The organism is Duganella fentianensis (assembly GCF_009857835.1).
GTDB classification, from domain to species: domain Bacteria; phylum Pseudomonadota; class Gammaproteobacteria; order Burkholderiales; family Burkholderiaceae_D; genus Rugamonas; species Rugamonas fentianensis.
The window spans coordinates 94,810-119,398 of record NZ_WWCL01000003.1; the positions used below are offsets into that span (position 1 = coordinate 94,810).

Annotated in this window: 21 protein-coding genes; 12 read left to right on the forward strand and 9 right to left on the reverse strand. The window is 61.1% G+C overall.

Annotated features, from left to right (window positions below; translation table 11 throughout):
* The first annotated feature begins 79 nt into the window (after positions 1–79).
* From GTP23_RS13515 to GTP23_RS13535, 5 genes are read left to right on the forward strand one after another with little or no spacing between them, the layout of a single operon-like run.
* Positions 80–1,687 carry a GMC family oxidoreductase gene (locus GTP23_RS13515; protein WP_161035673.1) on the forward strand — a complete coding sequence of 536 codons (1,608 nt, stop codon included), beginning with the start codon at positions 80–82 and terminating at the stop codon, positions 1,685–1,687.
* Positions 1,684–2,163 (forward strand): gluconate 2-dehydrogenase subunit 3 family protein, encoded by a 480-nt coding sequence (locus tag GTP23_RS13520; RefSeq protein WP_161035674.1) that lies wholly within the window; start codon positions 1,684–1,686, stop codon positions 2,161–2,163. The genes GTP23_RS13515 and GTP23_RS13520 overlap by 4 nt, the downstream gene beginning before the upstream one ends.
* A gap of 39 nt (positions 2,164–2,202) precedes the next feature.
* On the forward strand, positions 2,203–2,946 hold the full coding sequence (locus tag GTP23_RS13525) for an SDR family NAD(P)-dependent oxidoreductase (RefSeq protein WP_161035675.1): 744 nt from the start codon (positions 2,203–2,205) through the stop codon (positions 2,944–2,946).
* A 15-nt stretch (positions 2,947–2,961) separates the two neighbouring features.
* Positions 2,962–3,777 (forward strand): transketolase, encoded by an 816-nt coding sequence (locus tag GTP23_RS13530; protein WP_161035676.1) that lies wholly within the window; start codon positions 2,962–2,964, stop codon positions 3,775–3,777.
* On the forward strand, positions 3,778–4,749 hold the full coding sequence (locus GTP23_RS13535; protein WP_161035677.1) for a transketolase family protein: 972 nt from the start codon (positions 3,778–3,780) through the stop codon (positions 4,747–4,749).
* Between the two features lie 41 nt (positions 4,750–4,790).
* Here the strand turns inward: GTP23_RS13535 and GTP23_RS13540 are convergent, their stop codons facing one another.
* Positions 4,791–5,669: an NAD-dependent epimerase/dehydratase family protein gene (locus GTP23_RS13540; protein WP_161035678.1), complete on the reverse strand. Its 879-nt coding sequence runs from the start codon at positions 5,667–5,669 to the stop codon at positions 4,791–4,793.
* A gap of 99 nt (positions 5,670–5,768) precedes the next feature.
* Here GTP23_RS13540 and GTP23_RS13545 point away from each other — a divergent pair, with 99 nt between their 5' ends.
* From GTP23_RS13545 to GTP23_RS13560, 4 genes are all read left to right on the forward strand, one after another.
* Complete coding sequence (locus GTP23_RS13545; RefSeq protein WP_161035679.1) at positions 5,769–6,593, forward strand: helix-turn-helix transcriptional regulator; 825 nt, start codon at positions 5,769–5,771, stop codon at positions 6,591–6,593.
* A gap of 71 nt (positions 6,594–6,664) precedes the next feature.
* Positions 6,665–7,222, forward strand: a complete 558-nt coding sequence (locus GTP23_RS13550; protein ID WP_161035680.1) for a TMEM175 family protein — start codon at positions 6,665–6,667, stop codon at positions 7,220–7,222.
* Between the two features lie 115 nt (positions 7,223–7,337).
* Complete coding sequence (locus GTP23_RS13555) at positions 7,338–8,957, forward strand: outer membrane protein assembly factor BamB family protein (protein ID WP_161035681.1); 1,620 nt, start codon at positions 7,338–7,340, stop codon at positions 8,955–8,957.
* Positions 8,958–8,961: 4 nt separating this feature from the next.
* Positions 8,962–10,131 carry an acyltransferase family protein gene (locus GTP23_RS13560; protein ID WP_161035682.1) on the forward strand — a complete coding sequence of 390 codons (1,170 nt, stop codon included), beginning with the start codon at positions 8,962–8,964 and terminating at the stop codon, positions 10,129–10,131.
* Here the strand turns inward: GTP23_RS13560 and hmpA are convergent.
* The 5 genes from hmpA to ssb form a co-directional block, all read right to left on the reverse strand.
* Complete coding sequence (hmpA, locus tag GTP23_RS13565) at positions 10,095–11,270, reverse strand: NO-inducible flavohemoprotein (RefSeq protein WP_161035683.1); 1,176 nt, start codon at positions 11,268–11,270, stop codon at positions 10,095–10,097. The two genes, GTP23_RS13560 and hmpA, sit on opposite strands and share 37 nt — an antisense overlap.
* A 129-nt stretch (positions 11,271–11,399) precedes the next feature.
* Entirely contained in the window at positions 11,400–12,329 is a 930-nt protein-coding gene (locus GTP23_RS13570) for a polysaccharide deacetylase family protein (protein WP_229256103.1), read from the reverse strand.
* 52 nt (positions 12,330–12,381) lie between these two features.
* Positions 12,382–13,422, reverse strand: coding sequence for a nucleotidyl transferase AbiEii/AbiGii toxin family protein (locus GTP23_RS13575; protein ID WP_161035684.1), 1,041 nt, complete (start codon positions 13,420–13,422; stop codon positions 12,382–12,384).
* Entirely contained in the window at positions 13,419–14,108 is a 690-nt protein-coding gene (locus GTP23_RS13580; protein ID WP_202412202.1) for a DUF6088 family protein, read from the reverse strand. Before GTP23_RS13580 ends, GTP23_RS13575 begins: the two co-directional genes overlap by 4 nt.
* A 118-nt stretch (positions 14,109–14,226) precedes the next feature.
* Complete coding sequence (gene ssb, locus GTP23_RS13585) at positions 14,227–14,730, reverse strand: single-stranded DNA-binding protein (RefSeq protein WP_155435788.1); 504 nt, start codon at positions 14,728–14,730, stop codon at positions 14,227–14,229.
* A gap of 260 nt (positions 14,731–14,990) precedes the next feature.
* Between ssb and uvrA the strand changes: the two genes are divergently transcribed.
* Positions 14,991–17,837, forward strand: a complete 2,847-nt coding sequence (uvrA, locus tag GTP23_RS13590) for an excinuclease ABC subunit UvrA (protein WP_161035685.1) — start codon at positions 14,991–14,993, stop codon at positions 17,835–17,837.
* Between the two features lie 69 nt (positions 17,838–17,906).
* On the opposite strand, the gene GTP23_RS13595 is transcribed toward uvrA, so the two are convergent.
* The gene (locus GTP23_RS13595) at positions 17,907–19,709 is read right to left on the reverse strand and encodes a DUF885 domain-containing protein (RefSeq protein WP_161035686.1); all 1,803 of its coding nucleotides are present in this window, start codon (positions 19,707–19,709) and stop codon (positions 17,907–17,909) included.
* A gap of 152 nt (positions 19,710–19,861) precedes the next feature.
* Entirely contained in the window at positions 19,862–21,727 is a 1,866-nt protein-coding gene (locus tag GTP23_RS13600; RefSeq protein ID WP_161035687.1) for a phosphoenolpyruvate carboxykinase (GTP), read from the reverse strand.
* 315 nt (positions 21,728–22,042) lie between these two features.
* Here GTP23_RS13600 and GTP23_RS13605 point away from each other — a divergent pair, with 315 nt between their 5' ends.
* Complete coding sequence (locus GTP23_RS13605; RefSeq protein ID WP_161035688.1) at positions 22,043–23,047, forward strand: D-2-hydroxyacid dehydrogenase family protein; 1,005 nt, start codon at positions 22,043–22,045, stop codon at positions 23,045–23,047.
* Between the two features lie 74 nt (positions 23,048–23,121).
* Here GTP23_RS13605 and GTP23_RS13610 read toward each other — a convergent pair whose 3' ends face one another.
* Complete coding sequence (locus tag GTP23_RS13610; protein WP_229256104.1) at positions 23,122–23,946, reverse strand: L-asparaginase; 825 nt, start codon at positions 23,944–23,946, stop codon at positions 23,122–23,124.
* Positions 23,947–24,075: 129 nt separating this feature from the next.
* Here GTP23_RS13610 and GTP23_RS13615 point away from each other — a divergent pair, with 129 nt between their 5' ends.
* Positions 24,076–24,561, forward strand: coding sequence for an asparaginase domain-containing protein (locus GTP23_RS13615; RefSeq protein WP_161035689.1), 486 nt, complete (start codon positions 24,076–24,078; stop codon positions 24,559–24,561).
* Positions 24,562–24,589 lie beyond the last annotated feature (28 nt).

Sequence of the window (24,589 nt, forward strand, 5' to 3'; positions counted from 1 at the left end):
AGCCGGAGGGCAGATAATGGTTGCCCGCCAGCTTGAAAAGCCGGAAAATCCTGCGCTGTAGAGGAGAGCGCCAACTGCCATGGAAAGTGTAGACGTATTAATCATCGGTGCCGGTGCTGCGGGCGCCGCCGTGGCATGGAGTCTGAGCGAAAGCGGCCTGCGCATCGTCTGTCTGGAGCAGGGCGGCCATATGGACCCGGCCAGCTATCCTAGCACGGGACGCAACTGGGAAGCGCTGCGCCATGGCCGCTACAGCCCGCTGCCGAATGTGCGCAAACTGGCCAGCGACTATCCCGTCAACGATCAGGATTCGCCCATCGCGATTGCCAACTTCAACGCCGTGGGCGGCAGCACCATCCTGTATTCGGGCCATTTCCCCCGCTTCCACCCATCCGATTTCAAAGTCCGCTCGCTCGACGGCGTGGCCGACGACTGGCCGATCGACTACCAGCAGCTGGAACCGTTCTTCGCCCTCAACGACAAGATGATGGGCGTGTCCGGTCTGGGCGGCGATCCGGCTTATCCCCCCATCGACAATCTGCTGCCGCCCGTGCCCATGGGGCGCATGGGCGAACAGATGGCGCACGGCTTCAACCAGCTGGGCTGGCACTGGTGGCCGGCCTATGCGGCCATCGTTACCCGCCCGTTCAAAGGGCGCGGCCAGTGCATCAATCTGGGGCCCTGCAATAGCGGCTGCGCGCAGGGCGCCAAATCCAGCGTGGATGTCAGCTACTGGCCCACGGCCGTACGCAACGGGGTGGAACTGCGCACCCACTGCCGCGTGCGCGAAATCAGCGTCGATGGCAGCGGCCGCGCCAGCGGCGCCATCTATTACGACGCCAGCGGGGCCGCATGCTTCCAGCCAGCCCGTCTCGTGATCGTCGCCTGCAACGGCGTCGGCACCCCGCGCCTGCTGCTCAATTCGCGCTCGAGCGCCTTCCCCGACGGGCTGGCCAACAGTTCCGGCATGGTGGGCAAAAACCTCATGCTGCACCCGCTCGGCTATGTGGAAGGCCAGTTCGAAGCGCCGCTGGACAGCCATCTGGGGCCGCAGGGCTGCAGCATTTTCAGCCAGCAGTTCTACGAAACCGATCCGGCCAACGACTTCGTGCGCGGCTACACCATGCAGATCCTGCGCGGTGCCGGCCCCGTCGACACGGCGCTGGCCGGGGTGACGCGGCGCGATATTCCATGGGGCGAAGGCCACCATGCCGCCTTCGACGCCCGCTTCGGCCACAGCATAGGTATGGGCATCATCGTGGAAGACTTGCCGGAACTGCACAACACGGTCACGCTGGACTCCGAACTCAAGGATAGCCACGGCATACCGGCACCAAAAATCAGCTACACCCTGAGCGAGAACAGCAAAAAAATGCTGGCGCACGGGCTGGAACGGGGCAAGCAAGTGATGACGGCGGCCGGTTCCGTCAAGAATCTGGCCTTCGGCCCCGTGCGCAACACGGGCTGGCACCTGATGGGCACGGCCCGCATGGGCAGCGATCCGGCCAGTTCCGTGGTCAACCACTGGGGCCAGTGCCACGATGTGGCCAATCTGTTCATCGTCGATAGCAGCGTGTTTGTTACCTCGGGCGGAGTCAACCCGGCTTCCACGCTGCAAGCCGTGGCCCTGTATATCGCTGATCAGATCAAGAAAAACCTGCCTACCCTTGGATTACAGAACCCATGATAGCGCGCGATAATAGCGATGCAGACTCGGCAGCCAATGCCGCTTACAGTACCGCCCAGCTGGCCGTGCTCGACCTGCTGCTAGCCTCGGCGATACCGGCCAGTGGCCGCAAGCCGGCCGGCAATGCCGTGGGCTTTGCTGCGTTTGCCGTGCAAGCCGGCATGCAGACATGGCTGGCGGAAGGGCTGGACAGTGTCGATGCGCTGGCCGTGCAACAGCATGGCATGGCGCTGGCCGCACTGGCACCGGCCCCGCAGCAGGAGCTGATCACGGCGGCACGGCGCAAGCAGTTCCGCTTCTTCGGCGAACTGAGCGGCCTGCTGATGCAATGCTATTACCAGCACGATGCTGTGCTGGAGGCGATCGGGCAGGAAGCCCGCCCGCCCTTCCCGCAAGGGTATGTCGTGCACGATGGCGACCTGTCCCTGCTGGAAGCCGTATATGAACGGGGACCGATTTACCGCAGTACCGACTAGACGCCGCGCTTAACCGCGATGGCGCAGGAAACCAGCACCATGCTATTACAAGACCAGACCGCTATCATCACCGGCTGCAACCGCGGCATCGGCAAGGAAGTGCTGACACTGCTGGCCGAAAACGGCGCCGACATCTTTGCCTGCGTACGGCAGGAAACCGCCGAATTTACCGCCTTCATGGCCGAACTGAGCGCCCGTACGGGCCGCAGCATCACCCCTGTCTACTTCGATCTGGCCGATGCGGAAGCCGTCAAGGCGGGGGCGCGCAGCATCATCGGCAGCAAGCGCAAAGTCGATATTCTGGTCAACAACGCGGGCGTAGCCAGCGGTGCATTTTTCCAGATGACCTCGATCAGCGACATGAAGAACGTTTTCGAGATCAACTTCTTTAACCAGTTGCTGTTCACCCAGAGCATCGCCCGTTACATGATGCGCGCCAAGAGCGGCGCCATCGTGAATATCGCGTCCACGGCCGGGCTGATCGGCGACGCCGGCATGACCAGCTACGGTTCCAGCAAGGCCGCGCTGATGTTCGCCACCAAAACTCTGGCGACCGAACTGGGCGAGCACAATATCCGCGTCAATGCGGTGGCGCCCAGCATCACCCGTACGGCCATGTTCGACCAGATGGAAGAACAGGCACGCAACAAGCTGATCGCTTCCTGTGCACTGAAACGAGCGGCCGAGCCACGCGAAGTTGCCAACGCCGTCCTGTTCCTCGCTTCGCCTATGGCCTCCTATGTTTCGGGGCAGGTGCTGCGGGTGGACGGCGGACATATTTAATTGAGGAGCAGGGCCATGAACGAACAACATCTGCGCGCTATCGCCAAACAGATGCGCCGCAAAATTCTCGACATCAGTCACACCTGCAATATGAGCGCCCACCTGGGCGGCGGGCTGTCGATGGTCGACCTGACCGCCACCCTGTATGGCGACGTGATGAACTACGATAGGAGCAACCCGAGCTGGGAAGGGCGCGACCGCTTCGTGCTCAGCAAAGGCCACGGCGTGCTGGGCTACTTCAGCGCACTGGTAGTCAACGGCGTGATTTCGGAAGAAGTGTTCAACACCTTCCAGACCAACGAGAGCGATCTGATTGCCCACCCCGTGATGAATCTGGCGCTCGGCATCGAATCGTCCAACGGCAGTCTGGGCCAGGGTCTGTCGCTGGCCGTGGGCATGGCGCTGGCCGCCAAGAAACGGGGCCAGAAACACCACATCTACGTGCTGCTGGGCGACGGCGAATGCAACGAAGGCTCGGTATGGGAAGCGGCCATGTCGGCCGCCCAGTTCAAGCTCGACAACCTGACCGCCATCGTCGATTACAACCGCCTGCAAAGCGATGGTGCCGGTGCCGACATCATCGACTACATCCATTTCGAAGAAAAATGGCGCAGCTTCGGCTGGAATGTCTGCTCGCTGGACGGCCACGATATTCCTGCCATCCATCACGCTTTCACCGAATGCACGGTGGCTGACAAGCCGAAAGTGCTGGTGGCCCATACCATCAAGGGCAAGGGCGTAAAATTCATGGAAAACAATAACGACTGGCACCACAACCGCCTGACCAAGCCGTTCTATGAACAGGCCCTGCTTGAACTGGAAGGAAATTAAATGTTGGAAATCACCTCAAGCAATGCGCGCAACTGGTCGCGTCTGGGTTCGCGCGGCGTGTTCGGTCAGGCCATCCTGGCGCTGGCGGAAAACCGTCCCGACCTGATGGTGCTGTCGGCCGATCTGGGCAACTCGTCCGGTCTGGGCCGCTTCAAGCAGAGCTATCCCGACCAGTTCGTCAATGTCGGCATCGCCGAGCAGAACATGATAGGTGTGGCGGCCGGTCTGGCCAAGGAGAACTACACCGTGTTCGCCACCTCGTTCGCGCCCTTCATCGCCATGCGCGCCAGCGAGCAGATCCGCATGAACATGGGCTATATGGGCTTTAACGTCAAAGCCGTGGCGATCGGCAGCGGCGTCTCCATGGCCTATCTGGGCAACTCGCACTACGGCATCGAAGATGCGGCCATCATGCGGGCGATTCCCAACATCACCGTGGTGTCGCCGGCCGACTGCGCCGAGATCGTCAAATGCGTGTACGCCGCCGCCGATTTCGACGGCCCCATGTACATCCGTCTGACGGGTGGCCCCAACAACCCCATGGTCTACACGGAAGAATACGAGTTCGTCATCGGCAAGGCCATCACCCTGCGCGAAGGTAGCGACATCACCATCATCGCCAACGGCACCATGGTGTACCAGTCACTGGAAGCGGCCAAGCTGCTGGAAGCCCAGGGCATTTCCGCCACGGTGGTGAATATGCACACCATTAAGCCGCTCGATACCAGCGTGATCGATAAAGCCGTGGCCTCGTCCAAGCTGATCGTGACGGTGGAAGAACACAGCGTCATCGGTGGTCTGGGCAGCGCCGTGGCCGAGTACAAGAGCGGCCTGCGCAACGCCCCGCCGCAGTTGACGCTGGGCCTGCCAGATCACTTCGGCAAGACCGCCGAATACCCCTACCTGCTGGATGCCTACGGTCTGGTTGCCGGCAAGATCGCCCAGTCTATCGCCGCCAAATACGCCGAGTAGTCCGGCACGGCCACTGCGCAGCCGGCTGGCATAGCCCGGGCTCAGGGCCGAAAATAGGCCGGCATGGCCAGATCATCGAGCAAGCCCGGTGCGGCCGCCGTCCAGCCCAGCAGCGCGCTGGTCTGGGCACTGCTGGTCGGCATATGCATGCCGGCAAAGCCGGCAAACCAGCCGAAATGCTCGGGACCGCGTTCGGCCACGGGCAGACCCAGACCCTGCCCGATGGCAGCGGCGATCTGGCGGAACGGTATGCCCACTTCATCGATGGCATGGTAGACCGGCTGCTGCACGCCGCTTTCCAGCGCCAGCCGGTACAGCAGCGCCGCATCCTCGCGGTGCACGGCGGGCCAGCAGTTCTGCCCCTCGCCCAGATAGGCCGAGACACCGGTCTGGCGCGCCAGATTAATCAGTATCCGCATAAAACCCTGATCGCCGATCCCGTGCACGCTGGGCGCCAGCCGCACCGTGGCCGCGCGCAGGCCTTGCTGGGCCAGCTGGCGGGCTGCCGCTTCGGAGCGGCGCGGGTAGCTGGGCAGATCAGCCGGGATATCAGCCTCGGTGGCGGGCCGGCCCTGCGCCAGCATGGCCACGCCCGACGTCACCAGCAGCATTTTGTCGCTGCCGGCCAGCCCGGCGCCCAGCGCGGCTATGGCGCGCTGGTCCTGCGCACAGCTTTCCGCAAAGCGGGTGAAATCGTGGTTGAACGCCGTGTGGATGACGGCATCGGCCTGCGCCGCCTGCTGCTGCAACAGGGCCAGATCGTCGAGCGTGCCGATCACGCTGCCAGCACCGATGGCGGCCAGCGCAGCGGCGCCGCTGCTGCTGCGTACCAGCCCCGTCACCTGATGTCCGCCGTGCAGCAGTTCGCGCACCACGGCCGAACCTACCCAGCCGCTCGCACCTGTTACCAGTACCTGCATGATGTTTCCCTTCAAGAGCTTGAAGGGTGTACTATCGCTGGCATCCTTATGCTGGTAAATAAGGAATCTTATACAGGTATAATCATTAACAGGCTCAGCATGTCTACCGAACAGCTCACGCTAGGAACCTATCTCAAAGACCGGCGCCAGCGGCTGGACGCCGTTGCGCTCGGCTATGGCTGCAGCCGGCGCCGTACGGCCGGATTGCGGCGTGAAGAAGTGGCCCAGCGCGCCCACATCAGCGCGACCTGGTACACCTGGCTGGAACAGGGCCGGGGCGGAGCGCCGTCGCGCGCCGTGCTGGAACGGCTGGCGGCAGCCCTGCTGCTGACCGAAGTGGAACGCGAACATCTGTTCCTGCTGGCTTTCGGCCATACGCCGGAAATCCGCTACCAGCCGCAGGATGGCATTACTCCGCGCCTGCAGAAAGTGCTCGATGCACTGGCATCCAGCCCGGCCCTGATCCGCAACGCAAGGTGGGATGTGCTGGCGTGGAACCATGCTGCCAGCGCCGTGTTTGTCGACTATGCCACGCTGGAACCGGCGCAGCGCAATATGCTGCGGCTGTTCTTCCTGAATCCTGCCGTGCGTGCAGCGCAGCCGGACTGGGGCGCCGTGGCGCGCTATGTGGTGCCGGTCTTCCGCGCCGACATAGCCCGCGCCGGTGCCACCGAAACCACCCGCGCACTGGTGGAAGAACTGTGTCGCGAGAGCAGCGAGTTTGCCGCCATCTGGAACTCCAACGACGTGCTGGAATTCGGCCAGGGGCAGAAACAGCTCAACCACGCACTGGCCGGCACGCTGGCGCTCGAATACTCGACCTTCGCCGTCGATGGCCGCTCCGACCTCTCGCTGCTGGTCTATACCCCAGCCGACGCGCGCAGCCACGAACGCATACAGACGCTCATCCGCGCCAAGGCATAGTGCCGTATTCAATAGCAGCGCGGCCGGCCAGCACCTCAACCACTCCAACACCAACTAAAGGCAAACTCGCTATGGGTAAAAGCAGACTGGAAGCATTCAGCGATGGCGTGATTGCCATCATCATTACCATCATGGTGCTGGAACTGAAGGTACCGCATGGCACGAATCTGGCCGCGCTGGAGCCGCTCTGGCCCGTATTCTTCAGCTACGTGCTGAGCTTCATCTACGTGGGCATCTACTGGAACAATCACCACCATCTGATCCACACGGTCAGCCACGTTACCGGCGGTGCGCTGTGGGGCAATCTGCATCTGCTGTTCTGGCTGTCACTACTACCGTTTGTCACCGGCTGGGTGGGCGAGAACCATTTCGCCGCACTACCACTGGCCTGCTACGGGCTGGTACTGTTTATGTGCAGCGTGGCCTATTTCATCCTCGCCAGCTGCCTCGCCAGCCACAACGCCGAACTCAAGCAGGCGCTGGGCAAAGACCGCAAAGGCAAGCTCTCTACCCTGCTGTACGCAGTTGGTGTGGCCCTGTCGTTTGTCCAGCCATGGGCCGGTTTTGCCATTTACGTGGGCGTGGCCATGCTGTGGTTTATCCCTGACCGGCGCTTCGAACGCCATTAGGCAGCCGAGCGGACGGGTAGTCAGTTTCAAATTGCAATTAGAAAAATATTTTCAACTTGCTATCATCATCCCGGCCTCCGTACAATGTAACTTTTAGACAAGTTCGGAGCGGAGCATGAAGGGGATATATCGGACGGGGCTGGTGTTGACTAGCATAGTGCTCAGTGCCTGCGGTGGTGGTAGCAGCCCGCAGACGCCGCCGCTTCCTCCGGTTCCGCCTATTCCGCCATCGCCTAGCGTCGCCGTCACTTCCGGCAATATCAACCGCGTACAAGCCATGAATACCAGTTTGCGCATCGAGGTGACGGCGCAAGCGGCCAATTTCTCCCCTAGCGGCACGCTGTATGCCAGCGCCAGCGATGGCGACAGCCTGATGCAGGCCCCCGTCACGGTGAGCAGCAACAGCAACGGCAGTTACACCTTTGCGCTCGATACCCAGGCCAGCAAAGAGAGCGGCCACTATAGCGGCAAGCTGACCATCAAGCTATGCAGCGACGCCGCCTGTAACACGGCGCAGGCTGTGCCATCGATCAGCGTGCCCTACGATATCACCGTCCACAGCCCCAACAGCGCGTGGCCGGGCGACCAGTTGACGCCACTCGCGCCATGGAACGGCGTGCCGGACTGGGCCACCTTCCAGGGCAATAACGCCCACACCGGCTATGTGCCCGTCGAGATCAAGGCCGACCAGATGCAGCTGCGCTGGAAGCGCGGCGCCGTCAACAATAGCACTAGCGGCTACAATGCCAGCATCTCGCCGCTGGTGACCGCAAATGGCCGTTTCTATGCGAGCGGCGACAAGAAGCTCACGGCCTATCAGGAGAACGATGGCAAGGCGCTGTGGTCCTATGACACTAGCGGCCTGAGCAACCCCGGCGCCAACCCGCCCGCGGTCGACAACGGTGTGGTGTATTTCGCCGCCGGCCAGCAGAACACTACCTACATGATCGCGCTCGATGCCGTCGATGGCAGTGCCCGCATGAAGTCCGCCATGAGTTCGCAGTGGGAACGCTATCTGTCGCCTATCGTGCAGGACGGCGCCATCTACACCAACTCCGGCAGTTATGGCGGCATGTACGCCTTTGCCAGCACTGGCGAGCGGCTGTTCTTCCAGGGCCTGTCGCAGACGTCGATGTGGTCGCCCGCAACCGATGGTCGCAGCATCTTTGCCTACACGGGCGATGCGCTGACTATCGTGCAGCCCAAAACCGGCACAGTGCTATCCACTATTCGCGACAGCAGCTTCACCAACTACGTGTATCAGCTTGGCGGCGCGGCCGTGGTGGGCGCCAACGGCGGCGTGTACGCGGCAGCCTATGCCAACGGCTATCTGAATGACGGCAGCATCGGCAACCAGCTGATACGCTTCGATACGGCCAAAGGCTTCCTCGACTGGCGCGTGCCCGGCGTCTACCGCGTCACCCCGGCCTATGCCGACGGCGTGCTGTATGCACCGAACTTCAACCCCTACCGCCTGGAAGCGCGATCGGAAGCCGATGGCAAGCTGCTGTGGTCGTGGGTGCCACCGCTGGGTGGTGAAGTCAGCTTCCACGCATCGCCCGTGGTGACCAAGAACCTGCTGTTCATCAGCACCAACGTCAACACCTACGCGCTGGATCTGAAAACCCGTAAAGTGGTGTGGAGTTATCCGGCACCCGGCTATCTGGCCATCAGCGCCAGCGGCCTGCTGTACATCCAGAGCCCGGATGCACTGGTCGCCGTCAACCTCAAATAGCAGGGTGCTGCCGGACGGCGGCAGCGGCCGCGCAGCCGGCATCGATCTGCTGCGTGCGCTGGCCATCGTCAGCGTGATGCTGTATCACCTGAGCAGCCACGGTGTGGCCCTGCCACCCATGGTGGAACTGGGCTGGATGGGGGTTGATCTGTTTTTCGTCCTGAGCGGCTACCTGATAGGCTGGCAGCTGCTAGGCTGCTACGCGGAAAGCGGCACGCCGCGCTGGCGCCGCTTCTTTCTGGGCCGGGCACTGCGCATCCTGCCTGCCTACTATGCTGTGCTGGTGCTCTATGTCGTTCTGGGAGATCAGCGCGAAGGAGGCACGCTACAGCCGCTGTGGAAATTCCTCAGCTTTACCGTCAACCTCTGCCCCCGCTGGGAACAGGGGCTGGCCTATTCCCATGCATGGTCGCTGTGTGTGGAAGAGCACTTCTATCTGCTGTTCCCGGCGCTGGTATGGCTGCTGGCACGGCGCCCCAGCGCCCGCAAAATCAGCCTGCTGCTGGCGGGCCTGTTCGGTGGCGCGCTGCTACTGCGCGGCTACCTGTGGCAGACGCAGGTAGCGGCCTCTATGGATGCCGGCGATGTGGGGCAGGCCATGCAGCACTTCGTCCCCCTGATCTACAATCCGACCTACGCACGACTGGATGGCCTGCTGCTCGGTGTCGTGCTGGCCATGCTCAGGGCCTTCCGGCCACACTGGTGGCAAGGCCTGCAAGCGCATAACAAGGCACTGCTGTTATGTGCTGCTGCCATCTTCTATCTGTGCTCACAGATACCGCTAATGAGTCTGGCCGGTGCCACCCTGCTATTTCCGCTGCTAGCGCTGGGCTGCGGCGCGCTACTGCTCAGCGTTACCAGTCCCGCCAGCTATCTGGCCCGCCAGCGCCTGCCCGGCGCGCAGACACTGGCCCTGCTGGCCTACAGTCTGTACCTGACACACCGGCAGATCTATCACTGGCTTGATACCTTGCTGCCACAGCTGGCCGAGCAGAGCACCGTCGTTGCAGCCGCAGGCTATGTCGCCGCTGCGCTGCTCGGCGCCGTCTTGCTCTACTGGCTGGTCGAACGCCCGGCGCTGGAACTGCGACGCCGTTTGCTGGCAGCGCCGCAGCTTGACCACTACTTAGCCATGCCTCAGGCCAGTTCCTCGGCCGGACCGAAGAACTCGTAACGGGCCTGCGCATCAGGCACGCCCAGTTCGGCCAGCTGCTGCTTGATGGCCTTCATGAAAGGCTTGGGACCAAGGAAGTAGGCATCCACATCGCGCGTCTCCGGCAGCCACTGCGACAGCTGCTGTGCCGTCAGGTAGCCGGTAGCATGGGCACCGTCCGCCGCTGCCGTTTCGTAGCAATAGAAGCGCTGTAGCTGCGGATGCTGTGCCGCCAGCGCATCGACCTGTGCACGGAAGGCATGCACACCTGCGTGGCGCGCCGCGTGGATGAAATGCACGGGCCGTTTGCTGCGTAGCGCCGTGGTCAGCATGGCCAGCGTGGGCGTGATGCCTACGCCACCGCTAATCAGCACCAGCGGCTTGTCGCTCTGCGTCAGCACAAAGTCGCCTGCTGGCGGGAATACCTGCAGGCTGGCGCCTACTTCCAGCTGGTCATGCAGATAGTTGGACACCACACCGCCCGCCTCGCGCTTGACGCTGATGCGGTAATCGCTGCCATTGGCTTCGGCCGACAGCGAATACTGGCGGCGCAGCGGGCTGCCTGCCACCGCCACTTCGATGCCGATGTACTGGCCCGGCAGATGCCGCACTACCTTGCCGCCATCGGCCGGCACCAGCACGAAGGAAGTGATTTCTTCGCTTTCCACCGTCTTCTGCGCCACCTTGAACTGGCGTGCACCGCGCCAGCCGCCTTCTGCGGCCGCGTTCTGCTGGTAGATCTGCTCTTCCGCGCCGATCAGGATATCGGCCAGCTGGCCATACGCTGCGCCCCATGCGGCCAGCACGTCATCGGTCGCCACTTCCGCGCCCAGCACTTCGCGGATCGCCTTCAGCAGCGAAGCGCCCACGATGGGATAGTGCTCGGGCAGGATCTGCAGCGACACGTGTTTATTGATGATGGTCGATACCAGCGGGCCCAGTTGCTCCAGCCGCTCGATGTTTTTCGCATACATCAGCACGGCGCTGGCCAGCGCGCGCTGCTGCTTGCCTTCCGCCTGATTGGACAGATTGAACAGCGGCTGCACCTGCGGGTAATCGCGGAACATGGTCTGGTAAAAATGCCGCGTCAGGGCTTCGCCGCCCTGTTCCAGAATCGGCACGGTGGCGCTAATGATGGCTTTGTGTTCTTTGCTCAGCATGGGAATGACAGACTTTCTGAAGTGATGAGATAAAGCAGTATATCAGATGCTTCTTTTATCTGCTGACGCTGCCAAAGTCCGGCTGCCCCGTCAGCTAATGCTGCCGGGGCAGCCGTTCAGGCCCTGGCGTTACAGGCCCTGCGCCTTGAGCGCAGCGATTTCGAAATCGCCATCGTCCACCAGCCGCTCCCAGCCCGCGAACTTGCCCACGCCTAGCGAGCGCGCCATCGACAGCAGCAGGCTTTGCCCCGCCACCGGACGTTCCGGCATCAGCTGATAAACGGGATCGGCAAAGGCGGCGGCCGGCGTAGTGATCTTCCAGCCCATGCTCTCGAACTGGGCGATGGCATCATCCAGCCAGAGCGCATTGATCAGGTTATGGTGCAGCAGGATCACTTGCGGAATATCGCGCCCCTGCAACTGCTGCGCCAATGCCCGATAAGCCAGCGCGCGCTGGCGCAGGTGCGCAAGATAGGCCTGCTTAAGCGCCGTCAGGTCGGCCTTGGGATTGGCGTGCAAAACCTCGATCAGTTTTTCGTCGAGGCGCCAGTCGCTGGTATCCAGACTGACATAGGCATTGCGATAAGCTTGTGCCTGCAGGAAGGCGCGCATGCCGTCGCGCTTTTCCGGCGTATTGCCTTCGCGCAGATAGGTGTAGCGGAACCACTTCTGGTAACCGGGTAGCGTGGCGATGATGCGGTCGCAATCGAGCACTTCCTGCTGGTACTGGGCCAGACTGAGTTGGCTGCTGTGCAGGTCAGGGTGGGTCATGGTGTGATTGCCCACCGCATGGCCTGCCGCGCCCCAGGCCTGTGCCAGCGCATAGCCCTCGGGCCGGTCGGCACCATTGCCGGCGGTGACGAACAGGGCCGCCTTGACCTGATGCTTGGCCAGCGCCGCCAGCAGCGCATCGTTGCGTTGCTGTGGACTGAGCAAGGGCGTCTGCTCCAGTCTGGGGCCATCGTCGAAAGTGAAAGCCACCGATTGCGCCTGTGCCGTAGCGGCCAGCGTGCAGCAGCTAGCCACAGCGAGTGCCATACGCGTCAGCGTTTTGAACATGAATGTATGCATAGAAATTTGGGCGCTATATTTTCAAGAGAAATTCGAGGGATCAAAGCGGGGCCTGACGATCAATCTGGTCGCGAAACTTGGACTGGAATTGCTGAACGGCGGATAGGATGACATCAAAGGCTGGCGGAGATTCGCTGAACATTTCCGCCTGCATTGCGACATAGTCCTGCTCCCACGCTTTGTACTGATCGGTCGTCGGCATGATTTCCAGAGAATCAGGTTTTAGCGTTGTGTAATCAACCCAGCTTTGCTCGAAAAACACCTGCCGATGTGCGGACACCTGGCTGAACAAAGTCAGATCGGCAGTAGCGGCGGCGGCCACGCCCTTCTGAATCAGGCAATAGACATCATAGTAGTGCCGTGCCATACGCGCCCCCCGCACTTTTTCCGGAGGACGAAATCGCTCTTCATGCAAGAGCATGGCCTTTTCCCAAAAGGTACGTTCGGCGGCAAGCGCCTTTACCTCTACCGAAGGGATCGAAAGCTGGTCGATTATCTCTCCGACAACCGGAGTAATTGCACGCGTCGAAGCGGGCCAGGGGTCAGCACGTGCACCGAACTCGATTTTCACTCGGGGCCGAAGATATCGACTTACGCTATTTTCAAAAACAGTAGGATATTCGAACAGGATGGTTTGTTGATCAGGGTCTTCGGCATCAAGCGACAGCTTCCACGCCTGCGTTCCAAGCTCTCCCTTAATCCGTTCCGCGAGGCTGGGGAATACAGTATTGCGGACATATTCACCTGCGGCTTTGCGTAATGCCTTTAGCAGCTTGCCCTGTTGGCTGGATGTCTTGGCCTGCTCCGGCGCTTTGTCACCAACGTAGCCCAGCAGCTCGCGCCCAATGGTGAGGTCTATGTCTTCCGAAAACCGCTCGATCAGCCTCCACGCCTTCGATAACGATGTGCCGCCTTTGAACGTCAGGTGGCCTGCTAGTTCAGGCATGTTAAACAGGTGTCGCAGTGTGTAGTACACCCAATAGTCTTTTTCGACACTGGATGCCAGCCATCCTTTTAGGGCACCAGCTTGCTCAAAGGCTGTGCGACGCTGTTCATCATCCAGAAGCCAGAAATGAGTCATTCTATCCTCGCTGCACTGCTCAGCTCTTGCATGATCTTTCCTATCCACGCGGGCGCCAGATGCGCATCCTGACGCAAAATGTTCTTGTCAGTATCACTCAAGGTTTGATGGAGTTTTGCAATCGCTTTTACATCCATCTGCGCTTGTTTCATGTGCCGCAATGCCTGAATCAATAGACCGCTGATACGGCCTGCTGTGGCCATGTTTTTCGGTGTGGTGTGCTTCAACATTACCGTTTGCCTACCCACCGTGACTGTTCTCGATGGCCCGTCGGTCAGGAATGTCAATTTCAAAGGGACTTGCTCGCTTAAGCCAAGTAAATTAGCTGCGTAGGCCCCCGAAGGCTGTATGCGCAACTGCAATTTCTCAGCAACAGCTTGGGCGATACTGGTAGTGTCTGGGAGCAGCCTGCCGAAAGTCGCATGTTCCCGCGGTTTATCGTAGAAACCGCGACGCAGCCGCCTTAGTGCTCCGCTTCGGGCAAGACGTGATAAAGCCTGATCTACCGCCGCCCGGCTGCCTAGCTGCAGAAAATCAGCCGGAGTGAACACCTTTCCGGGGTCTGATTTCTCTATCAGTTGACGTATCGACGCGTCAACACCTCCCTTGCGAGGAATAGAGTGAGGCTTCTTGACGGTGCTGGCTGATAGTGACATGTCAGAAATAGTAGCATATTTTTCTGACATATTCCGTCAGAAAAAACCATCATAATTTCTGACAAATTAATCCGTTAAAAACTAAAAAGCCCCGCAACCTCAAAGAGTTACGGGGCTTCTTCTTAAAATTTGTTCTGCAGCGCTATTTTTAGAACGGAATGTCGTCATCCATGTCCGAGAAGTTCGGCGCTGGGCGCGGGGCCGGACGTGGCGCAGCCGGTGCCGGTGGCGCCATCTGCGGACGTGGTGCCGGTGCCTGACGCTGTGGCGGCGCCTCGTAGCCACCGTCGTCCATGCTGTCGCCACCGCCCATGCCCTGACGGCCGCCCAGCATCTGCATCTGTTCGGCGATGATGTCGGTCGCGTAGCGTTCAACACCGTCCTTGTCCGTGTATTTACGGGTTTGCAGACGGCCTTCCACGTACACCGAGGAACCTTTTTTCAGGTACTGGCCAACGATCTCGGCCAGACGGCCGAAGAAGGAAATACGGTGCCATTCCGTCAACTCTTTCTGTTCACCCGTGTTGCGGTCTTTCGAACGATACGAGGTTGCCACTGCGATGTTCGCAATCGCATCGCCGCTAGGCATGTAGCGAATTTCCGGATCGCGACCGAGATTGCCGACGATGATCACTTTGTTGACAGATGCCATGTATAAAACTCCTGAAGTTCGACCGCCCTGACTTTTGGGCAAATTTTAGCTAAACGACGATTATAGAACACCGCTGCGGCCAGCGGCGGATATATCGCACCGCCCCGTATCCGCCTCGCCAGGCGCGGGAGGAATTGAAACAACGCAAGGAAATACTGGTATTATATACAGTATAAGTATCCCCTTTGTCGATCTGGCGCAAGGTCGGCGCAGATAATCAAACCCAGCTATAGTATCGGGTTGACCCCGAAAGGCAGAACATGGAACAAATCCGTATCCGCGGCGCACGCACGCATAATCTCAAAAACATCAATCTCGATTTGCCGCGCAACCAGCTGATCGTGATTACCGGCCTGTCCGGTTCCGGCAAATCCTCGCTGGCGTTCGATACGCTGTATGCGGAAGGCCAGCGCCGCTATGTCGAGTCGCTCTCGGCCTATGCGCGCCAGTTCCTGCAGCTGATGGAGAAGCCCGATGTCGATCTGATCGAGGGCCTGTCGCCCGCCATCTCCATCGAGCAGAAAGCCACTTCGCACAATCCCCGTTCTACCGTCGGCACGGTCACCGAAATTCACGACTATCTGCGTCTGCTGTATGCGCGCGTGGGCACGCCTTACTGCGTCAACCACCCCGATCAGGCGCTGGCTGCGCAAACCGTGTCGCAGATGGTCGATGCCGTGCTGGCTATGCCGGAAGGCACCAAGCTGATGATCCTCGCACCCGTGGTGGCCAACCGCAAGGGTGAGCACAGCGATCTGTTCGAGCAGATGCAGGCGCAGGGCTTTGTGCGCTTCCGCGTACAGAGCGGCACCCACGCTGCCAAAATCTACGAAGTGGACGAACTGCCCAAGCTGAAGAAGACCGAGAAGCACACCATCGATGTGGTGATCGACCGCGTCAAGGTCAACAGCGAGATCAAGCAGCGTCTGGCCGAGAGCTTCGAAACGGCGCTGCGTCTGGCCGATGGCCGCGCCGTCGCGCTGGAAATGGATCATGGTACGGAGCACGTCTTCTCCAACAAATTCGCCTGCAATACCTGTGGTTACTCGCTGCAGGAGCTGGAGCCGCGCCTGTTCTCCTTCAATAACCCGATGGGCGCCTGCCCTGAGTGCGATGGCCTCGGTCATATCGAGTTCTTCGATCCGAAACGTATCGTCGCCTTCCCCAACCTGTCGCTGGCCTCGGGCGCCGTCAAGGGCTGGGATAGACGCAACCAGTTCTACTTCCAGATGCTGTCGAATCTGGCCGCGTTCTACGAGTTCGATCTCGATCTGCCATTCGAGCAGTTACCGAAGACGGCGCAGGAAGTGATCCTGCACGGCTCGGGCAAGACCATGATCCCGTTCACCTACGTGAACGAGCGTGGCCGCACCGTGATCAAGGAACATGCCTTCGAAGGCGTGGTGACCAATCTGGCACGGCGTTACCGCGAAACGGACTCGATGGCCGTCAAAGAGGAACTGGCCAAGTTCATCAACGAGAAACAGTGCCCGTCCTGCCACGGTGCCCGTCTGCGGCAGGAAGCGCGCTACGTCAAGGTCGGCAGCGGCAAGCAGGAGAAAGCCATCTACGAGATCGCCCAGAAACCGCTGCGCGATACGCTGTCCTTCTTCCAGCAGCTCAAACTGAAAGGCGCGAAAAAGGAAATCGCCGATCGCGTGGTGAAGGAAATCATCTCGCGCCTGCAGTTCCTCAACAACGTCGGCCTCGATTATCTGTCGCTGGACCGCAGCGCCGATACGCTGTCCGGCGGCGAAGCCCAGCGTATCCGTCTGGCCTCGCAGATCGGCTCCGGCCTGACGGGCGTGATGTATGTGCTCGATGAACCTTCCATCGGCCTGCACCAGCGCGACAACGACCGCCTGATCGACACCCTCAAGCATCTGCGCGATATCGGCAACAGCGTGCTGGTGGTGGAGCACGACGAAGACGCCATCCGCACCGCCGACTTCATCGTCGACATGGGCAAGGGCGCCGGTGTGCATGGCGGCGATGTGATCGCGCAAGGCACACTGAAAGAAATCCTCAAGAACAAACAGTCGCTGACGGCACAGTACCTGAACGGCACGCTGAAGATCGCCGTGCCGGCCAAGCGCCATCAGGCCGATCCTGACCGTCAGCTGATCATCACTGGCGCAACCGGCAACAACCTGAAGAAAGTCGATCTGAAGCTGCCGGTCGGCCTGATGACCTGCGTGACGGGCGTTTCCGGTTCCGGCAAATCGACGCTGATCAACGATACGCTGTATCCGGCGCTGTCGCGCCACCTGTATGGCTCGCAGACGGAGCCGGCGCCGCACGACAGCATCAGCGGCCTCGAACACTTCGATAAAGTCATTGCCGTCGATCAGGCGCCTATCGGCCGTACGCCGCGCTCCAATCCGGCCACCTACACGGGCCTGTTCACGCCTATCCGCGAACTGTTCGCCACCGTGCCGACGGCCAAGGAACGCGGCTACAGCGCGGGCCGTTTCTCGTTCAACGTCAAGGGCGGCCGCTGCGAAGCCTGTCAGGGCGATGGCGTGATCAAGGTCGAGATGCACTTCCTGCCGGACGTGTACGTGCCCTGCGACGTCTGCCACGGCAAGCGCTATAACCGCGAAACGCTGGAAGTGCACTACAAGGGCAAGAACATCACCGAGATTCTGGACATGACGGTGGAAGACGCACACGAGTTCTTCAAACCCGTGCCGCTGATCGCGCGCAAGCTGCACACCCTGCTCGATGTGGGCCTCGGTTATATCAAGCTGGGACAGAGCGCGACCACGCTGTCCGGTGGCGAAGCGCAGCGCGTCAAGCTGTCGCTGGAACTGTCCAAGCGCGATACGGGCCGGACGCTGTACATCCTCGACGAGCCGACTACCGGCCTGCACTTCCACGATATCGACCTGCTGCTGAAGGTGATCCACCGCCTGCGCGATCAGGGCAATACGCTGGTCATCATCGAGCACAATCTGGACGTGATCAAGACGGCCGACTGGATCGTCGATCTGGGGCCGGAAGGTGGTGCCGGCGGTGGCCAGATCATCGCCAGCGGTTCGCCGGAGCAGGTGGCTGCCAATCCGGCCAGCGTGACGGGCAAGTATCTGGTGCCGCTGCTGAAATAAGCGCGTACATCCAATAAAAACGCCCGCCCTGCAGACTGCAGTGCGGGCGTTTTCTATTCCGCTGTCAGCTTATTGCATGCTGACGCGGTTCTGCTTGGCCTTCTCGGTGCTGACCCAGCCTTTGATATGGGTTTCCAGCACATCCATCGGCAGCGCACCGGCGCCCAGCACCTGATCGTGGAACTGGCGGATATCGAAGTCCTTGCCCAGTTCCTTGCGGGCGTAGTCGCGCAGTTCGAGGATCTTCAGCTGGCCGATCTTGTAGCCCAGCGCCTGACCGGGCCAGACGATGTAGCGGTCCGTCTCGCTCTGCACTTCCACTTCCTCGATGCCGGAGTGGTCATGGAAGAAGTCCACCACCTGCTGGCGGTTCCACTTCTTGTAGTGCAGGCCCGTATCGACCACCAGACGGATGGCGCGCAGCATTTCATCCTGCAGGTGGCCGTAGTAGCTGTACGGGTTGCTGAAGAAGCCCAGCTCTTCGCCCAGACGTTCCGAGTACAGCGCCCAGCCTTCTGCATAGGCCGTGTAGTTGCCCTGCTGGCGGAAGTTAGGCAGGCCGTCGATTTCCTGCGCAATGGTCAGCTGCATGTGGTGGCCCGGCACGCCTTCGTGCAACGCCGTGGTTTCGATACTGATGGTGGAGCGCTTCTCGAAGTCACCCGTATTCACCATCACGCGGCCAGCACGTTTGCCATCCGGCGAACCGGCCATGTAGGCAGCGCCGGAAGCGCCCTTCTCGCGGAACTCTTCGACCGGACGAATTTCCACTTTACCTTTAGGCAGAATGCCGAACTGCTGCGGCAGCTGGGTGTACATCTGGTCGGTATATTTCTGGTACAGGTCGATGATTTCCTGACGCGATTTCGGATGCAGCTCGGGATTCTCTTCCACTGCCTTGTTGAAGGTCTTCAGATCCTTGTAGCCCAGCTTTTGTGCCGTGGCCAGCATCTGCCCTTCGATACGCGCCACTTCGGCCAGCCCCAGCTGGTGAATCTGTTCCGGCGTCATGGTGGTGGTGGTCGAGGAGTTGGCCTTGAAGGTATAGCGCGCAGCGCCATCGGGCAGCGACCACATGCCCACTTCCGTGCGGCCGTGCGGCAGGTAGCGGGTCTTGGTGTACTGCGCCAGTTTCTTGTAGGACGGCGTTACGTCTTTCTGGATTGCGCCCAGAATCGCCTTGCTCAGACGGGCTTTGTCAGCCTCGGAGAACTCTTTCGGGAAATTCTTGATAGGCTGGGCGAACGGCGAATCGGCCGGCTTCATGGCCGCTACGTCTTCGCACTGCTTGACGATTTTCGGAATCAGGAATTTCGGCGGCATCAGCTTGTCCTGCACGCCTTTTTCCATCTGCACGCGGGTCTGCTCGAACAGCTTGGGCAGGGCATGCAGGCGGGTGATGTAGTCTTCGTAGTCTTTCACCGTTTCGAACGGCAGCGCGGAAACGATCTGCGGCAGATCGATGTGGATGCCGGAGTTCTGCGCCAGCGGCATCTCCCAGTCCTTGAAGCGGGCACCGGTCACACTCTCGCGCAGCTGACGCAGCATCAGTTCGCGGTTCAGCTGTTCCTGCAGGGGGAAGCCGGTGGTGTCGATAGCTTCGAAGCGCTTGAGGAAGTCGGCCGATTGCTTCAGGTCCGCCTCGATGCCGGCCTGCGAGAAGTCCGACCATTTATCGTTGTAGCGCTTATCACCCAGCAGCGAGGCCCACTCCGGGCTATTCTTCATCGAATATTCCCACTGCTCCTTGATCAGCTGATTGAGCGCGTCGCGGCGTGCGCCCAGATCCGGCGCTTCGGCGTGGGCCACGCCCAGCATCAGAGAAAACAGCAGAGCACTGGCAACGCCGATGCGGGTAGTTACATTCGTCATAGTGGAACCTATCGGTAAAGTGGTGAGCCTCTACTGTATGCGAGCCGGCTGGCGCACGCTGCGAATATGTGACGAAATGTAAATTTCGCGGTATGAGCTGCAGATTCCCTGCCCCGCAATAAAAAACGGGGCCAGCGGCCCCGTTCTGCGGATTAGCGTGCCAGACGCTTTTCCAGTTCGGCTTTCACATCGCGCAGTTCCTGCGGCAGATGGTAGGCCAGTTTGGTGAACAGCTCTTCGTGCAGCACCAGTTCTTCGCGCCATGCATCCTTGTCGATCGAGGTGATGGTTTCGAATTCCTCAGGCGAGAACGGAATGCCATCCCACTTCAGATCGCCGAAGCGCGGGGTGGTGCCGAAGATGTTTTCGATACCGCCAGCCGTGCCTTCGATACGCTCCAGCATCCACTTCAGCACGCGCATATTGTCGCCGAAGCCAGGCCAGACGAAGTGGCCCTGCTCGTCGGTGCGGAACCAGTTGACGCAGAAGATTTTCGGCAGGGTCGCTGCGTTGATCTTGCCCAGTTTCTCGCCCATGTTCAGCCAGTGCTGGAAGTAGTCGCTCATGTTGTAGCCCATGAACGGCAGCATGGCGAACGGATCACGGCGTACCACGCCCATCTGGCCGGCGGCAGCAGCGGTGGTTTCCGAACCCATGGTGGCAGCCATGTAGACGCCTTCGATCCAGTTACGGGCTTCGGTCACCAGCGGTACGGTGGTGGAACGGCGGCCGCCGAAGATGAAGGCCGAAATCGGCACGCCAGCCGGATCATCCCATGCCGGGTCGATCACAGGGTTCTGGGTAGCGGCCACGGTGAAGCGCGCATTCGGGTGCGCTGCTTTGGTGCCCGAAGCTGGCGTCCAGTCCTTGCCCTGCCAGTCGATCAGGTGGGCTGGTGCTTCCTTGGTCAGGCCTTCCCACCAGATGTCGCCTTCGTCGGTCAGCGCCACGTTGGTGAAGATGGTGTCCGAACCCAGCGAAGCCATGCAGTTCGAGTTGGTGCGGGTGTTGGTGCCCGGTGCCACGCCGAAGTAGCCGGCTTCCGGATTGATCGCATACAGGCGGCCATCGGCACCCGGTTTGATCCAGGCGATATCGTCGCCGATGGTGGTGATTTTCCAGCCCTTGAAGGTCGCTGGCGGGATCAGCATGGCGAAGTTGGTTTTGCCGCAGGCCGAAGGGAAGGCCGCTGCCACATAGTGTTTTTTGCCTTCTGGCGATTCCACGCCCAGAATCAGCATGTGTTCTGCCAGCCAGCCCATGCCGCCGTTCTGGGCTTCCTGATGGCCCATGTTGGAAGCGATACGCAGCGCGAAGCACTTTTTGCCCAGCAGCGCATTGCCGCCGTAGCCGGAACCGTAGGACCAGATTTCACGGGTATCAGGGAAGTGCACGATGTATTTGGTGGCGTTGCAAGGCCATGCCACATCTTTCTGGCCAGCGGCCAGCGGTGCGCCCACGGTGTGCACGCATGGCACGAACTCGCCATCGGTGCCCAGCACGTCGTACACGGCTTTGCCCATGCGGGTCATGATGCGCATGTTGACGGCCACGTAAGGCGAATCGGACAGTTCCACGCCGATGTGGGCGATCGGCGAACCCAGCGGGCCCATCGAGAACGGTACCACGTACAGGGTACGGCCAGCCATGCAGCCGTCGAACAGCGGGTTCAGGGTAGCGCGCATTTCGGCAGGCGCCATCCAGTTATTGGTCGGGCCGGCTTCTTCCTTGGTTTTCGAGCAGATGAAGGTACGATCTTCCACGCGCGCCACGTCGCTAGGGTCGGAGCAGGCCAGGTAGGAGTTAGGACGCAGTTCCTGATTCAGCTTTTTCATGGTGCCGGCGGCGACCATTTCGCCGCACAGGCGGTCGTACTCTTCCTGCGTACCGTCGCACCAGTAGATGCGGGCCGGCTTGGTCAGGGCGGCGATTTCGGCTACCCAGTTGATCAGTTTCTGCTGCTTGACGTAAGTCGGGACGTTCAATGCTGCAACGCCACCCATGACGGGTTGATTCATAAGACCTCCAATGACAATGTAAGAATTCTGTGTCCCTGCGCGGCAGGATCGTCGTCAGCTTGTGGCTTGCGCTCGGAAGCCCATACGGTATGGGTCGGCGGGTACGGCGGTCTTGTCGGAAAGCACCCGTACGCACGGGTGGGCAGCCCTGTATGATGGGGGGCCGTTTTATTTTTGTCCGGCGATTGTACACCTGACTATCCCCATTTCCGACAAAAATGTAGGAGAATTGGTTGACTAATGTAGTAGGCTATTCAGCTTTCTGCACAGACCGTTATTTCCCTACGCAATATCTATTAAATTCGTGCATCTACCATGAAAATCGCAATTCTTGATGATTACCAGAACGCAACTCCTAGCCTCGCCTGCTACGCTCTGTTGCGCGATCACGAGGTAAAAGTGTTCAACAACACGACGCGCGGACTGGGCCAGCTGGCCATCCGGCTGGCGCCCTACGATGCGCTGGTGCTGATCCGCGAACGCACGGCGCTCAACCGCGCGCTGCTGGCCAAGTTGCCGAATCTCAAAATCATTTCCCAGACAGGCAGGCTGGCCGGCCATGTGGATGTAGCCGCCGCAACCGAACTCGGCATCGCCATTGCCGAAGGCGTAGGCTCGCCCACGGCACCGGCCGAACTGACCTGGACGCTGATCATGGCGGCAGCACGCAAGATCGTGTCGTATGCCACCAACCTGAAGGACGGGCTGTGGCAGACGGCCTCCGTCAACCCCCAGCTCAACGGGCTGGGCATGGTGCTCAAAGGCCGCACGCTGGGCATCTGGGGCTATGGCAAGATCGGCCAGCTGGTGGCCGGCTATGGCCGGGCGTTCGGCATGCAGGTGCTGGTGTGGGGTAGCGCAAGCAGCCGCGCCAAGGCCGTCGCCGACGGCTATCAGGCAGCCGCCTCGCGCGCGGCACTGTTCGAACAGGCCGATGTGCTGAGCATGCACCTGCGTTTGCATCCGGACACGCGCGGCATCGTCACGGCCGAGGATCTGGCGCGCATGAAGCCGGAAGCCCTGTTCGTCAACACCAGCCGCGCCGAACTGGTACAGCCCGATGCGCTGGAGCAGGCGCTGGGGCGGGGCCGGCCCGGCTATGCAGCGCTGGATGTCTACACTGCCGAACCGCTAGGCACGGATAGCCCGCTGCTGCGCATCCCCACCGTACTGGCCACGCCCCATCTGGGCTATGTGGAGCGCGACAGCTACGAGCTGTACTTCCGCCACGCGTTCCAGAACATCGTCGATTTTGCCGCCGGCCAGTGTGCGGCCATCCATAACCCCGACTACAGCGCGCAGGCGCGGCCGCTAAGCTAAGCTAAACGGCCGCGGCATCGCGCTCGCTGCGCCCGTGCACGGTGCTGCTGCGGGCCGGCGCATGACGCACCGGCTTATTCGGCAGCCGGCGCCTGCTCGGCGTCCGGCTCCTCATCGGGGTCGGACTGCGTGCCGGCAGTGGGCAGCAGCGGCGTGGCCAGCGGCCCCAGCTCGAGCCGCGGAGCAGGCAGTGCATGCACCTTGCTCCACAAACCCTGCCAGCCCGGCGGCCATGGCAAAGCCGGCCCTGCATACGCCGGCAGCGAGGCGCGCACGGGCACCACGGGCAGCGGCGGCATTTCCGTCAGCAAACCATGGGCAGGGCGGGCCATATCCAGACTGTACATATAGCCGGGCAGCAGGGCGTCGCAGATGGCGGCAAACCACGCCGTATGGTCTTCGTCGCGGCCCAGTGCCTGCGCCAGCCCGTGCGGGTCGAAACGGGCCAGCGCTTCGATCAGTTCTTCGGTACTGGCGCCCGGCTTGTCGCCCCAGCCCATGACGGGGTTGACGTTGTAATCGGCGCCCGAACCATACCAGCCTTCGCGCCACGAGCGCTGCATCCAGTCGCGCCGTCCCGTGAACAAATGCCAGCGCCAGTGCAGGCCGGACGCTTTCGGCCACACATACAGATACAGCCGCTGGTAGCCGGCGCTATGCAGGGCACGCACCATGGCCATCAGGCGCGCCTGCGGCATGCGGTCGGGCGGAGCGCGGCGGAACAGGATGGGCACGCCGTCCGCCGTCTGCACTTCGTCGGTGGACAGGTTCAGGTCCAGCGTGCGCGACTCGCTGCCGAAACGGGCGGCGATCCAGCCCGTCAGCAGATTGACGGCCGTGATCACGCCATAGCCGCGATGGCGGTGGAAAATCACAGTACCGGGAGCGAGTATGGTCATGGGCGGCGCGCAGACAAAGAAACCAGTGTAGACATAGTCGGGGCACATTTCCAGTGTGCTGGCGAGGCTACGGCGCCCTGACGGTTTAGGTTATGATGCACATCATTTTACCGACTCCGAGCACTCACCATGACTTTGCGCATCCTCGCCACCGGCGGCACTTTCGATAAACACTATGACGAAATCAACGGCAAGCTGAGCTTCGGCGAGAGCCATCTGCCGGCCCTGCTGGCACGCTGCCGCCTGACCGTGGAAGTGGCACTGGAACAGCTGCCGCTGATGGATTCGCTGGACATGGTGGACGCCGACCGCGCCCGCATCCTGGCCAGCTGCACGGCCGCAGCGGAAAACGCCATCGTCATCATCCATGGCACCGACACCATGCCGCAGACGGCTGCCGTACTGGGCCCGGCCCAGCTGGGCAAAACCATCGTGCTGACAGGCGCCATGATTCCTTACGAGATCGCCAATTCGGATGCCATGTTCAATCTGGGCTTCGCCAGCGCCGTGGCGCAGACGCTGCCAGCGGGCGTGTACGTGGCCATGAACGGCAAAATCTTCGCCTGGGATAACGTGCAGAAGAACAAAGCTGCCGGCGTATTCCAGCCGCTGTAAATCCGGCGCGATCTAAGCCGCGCCTGCC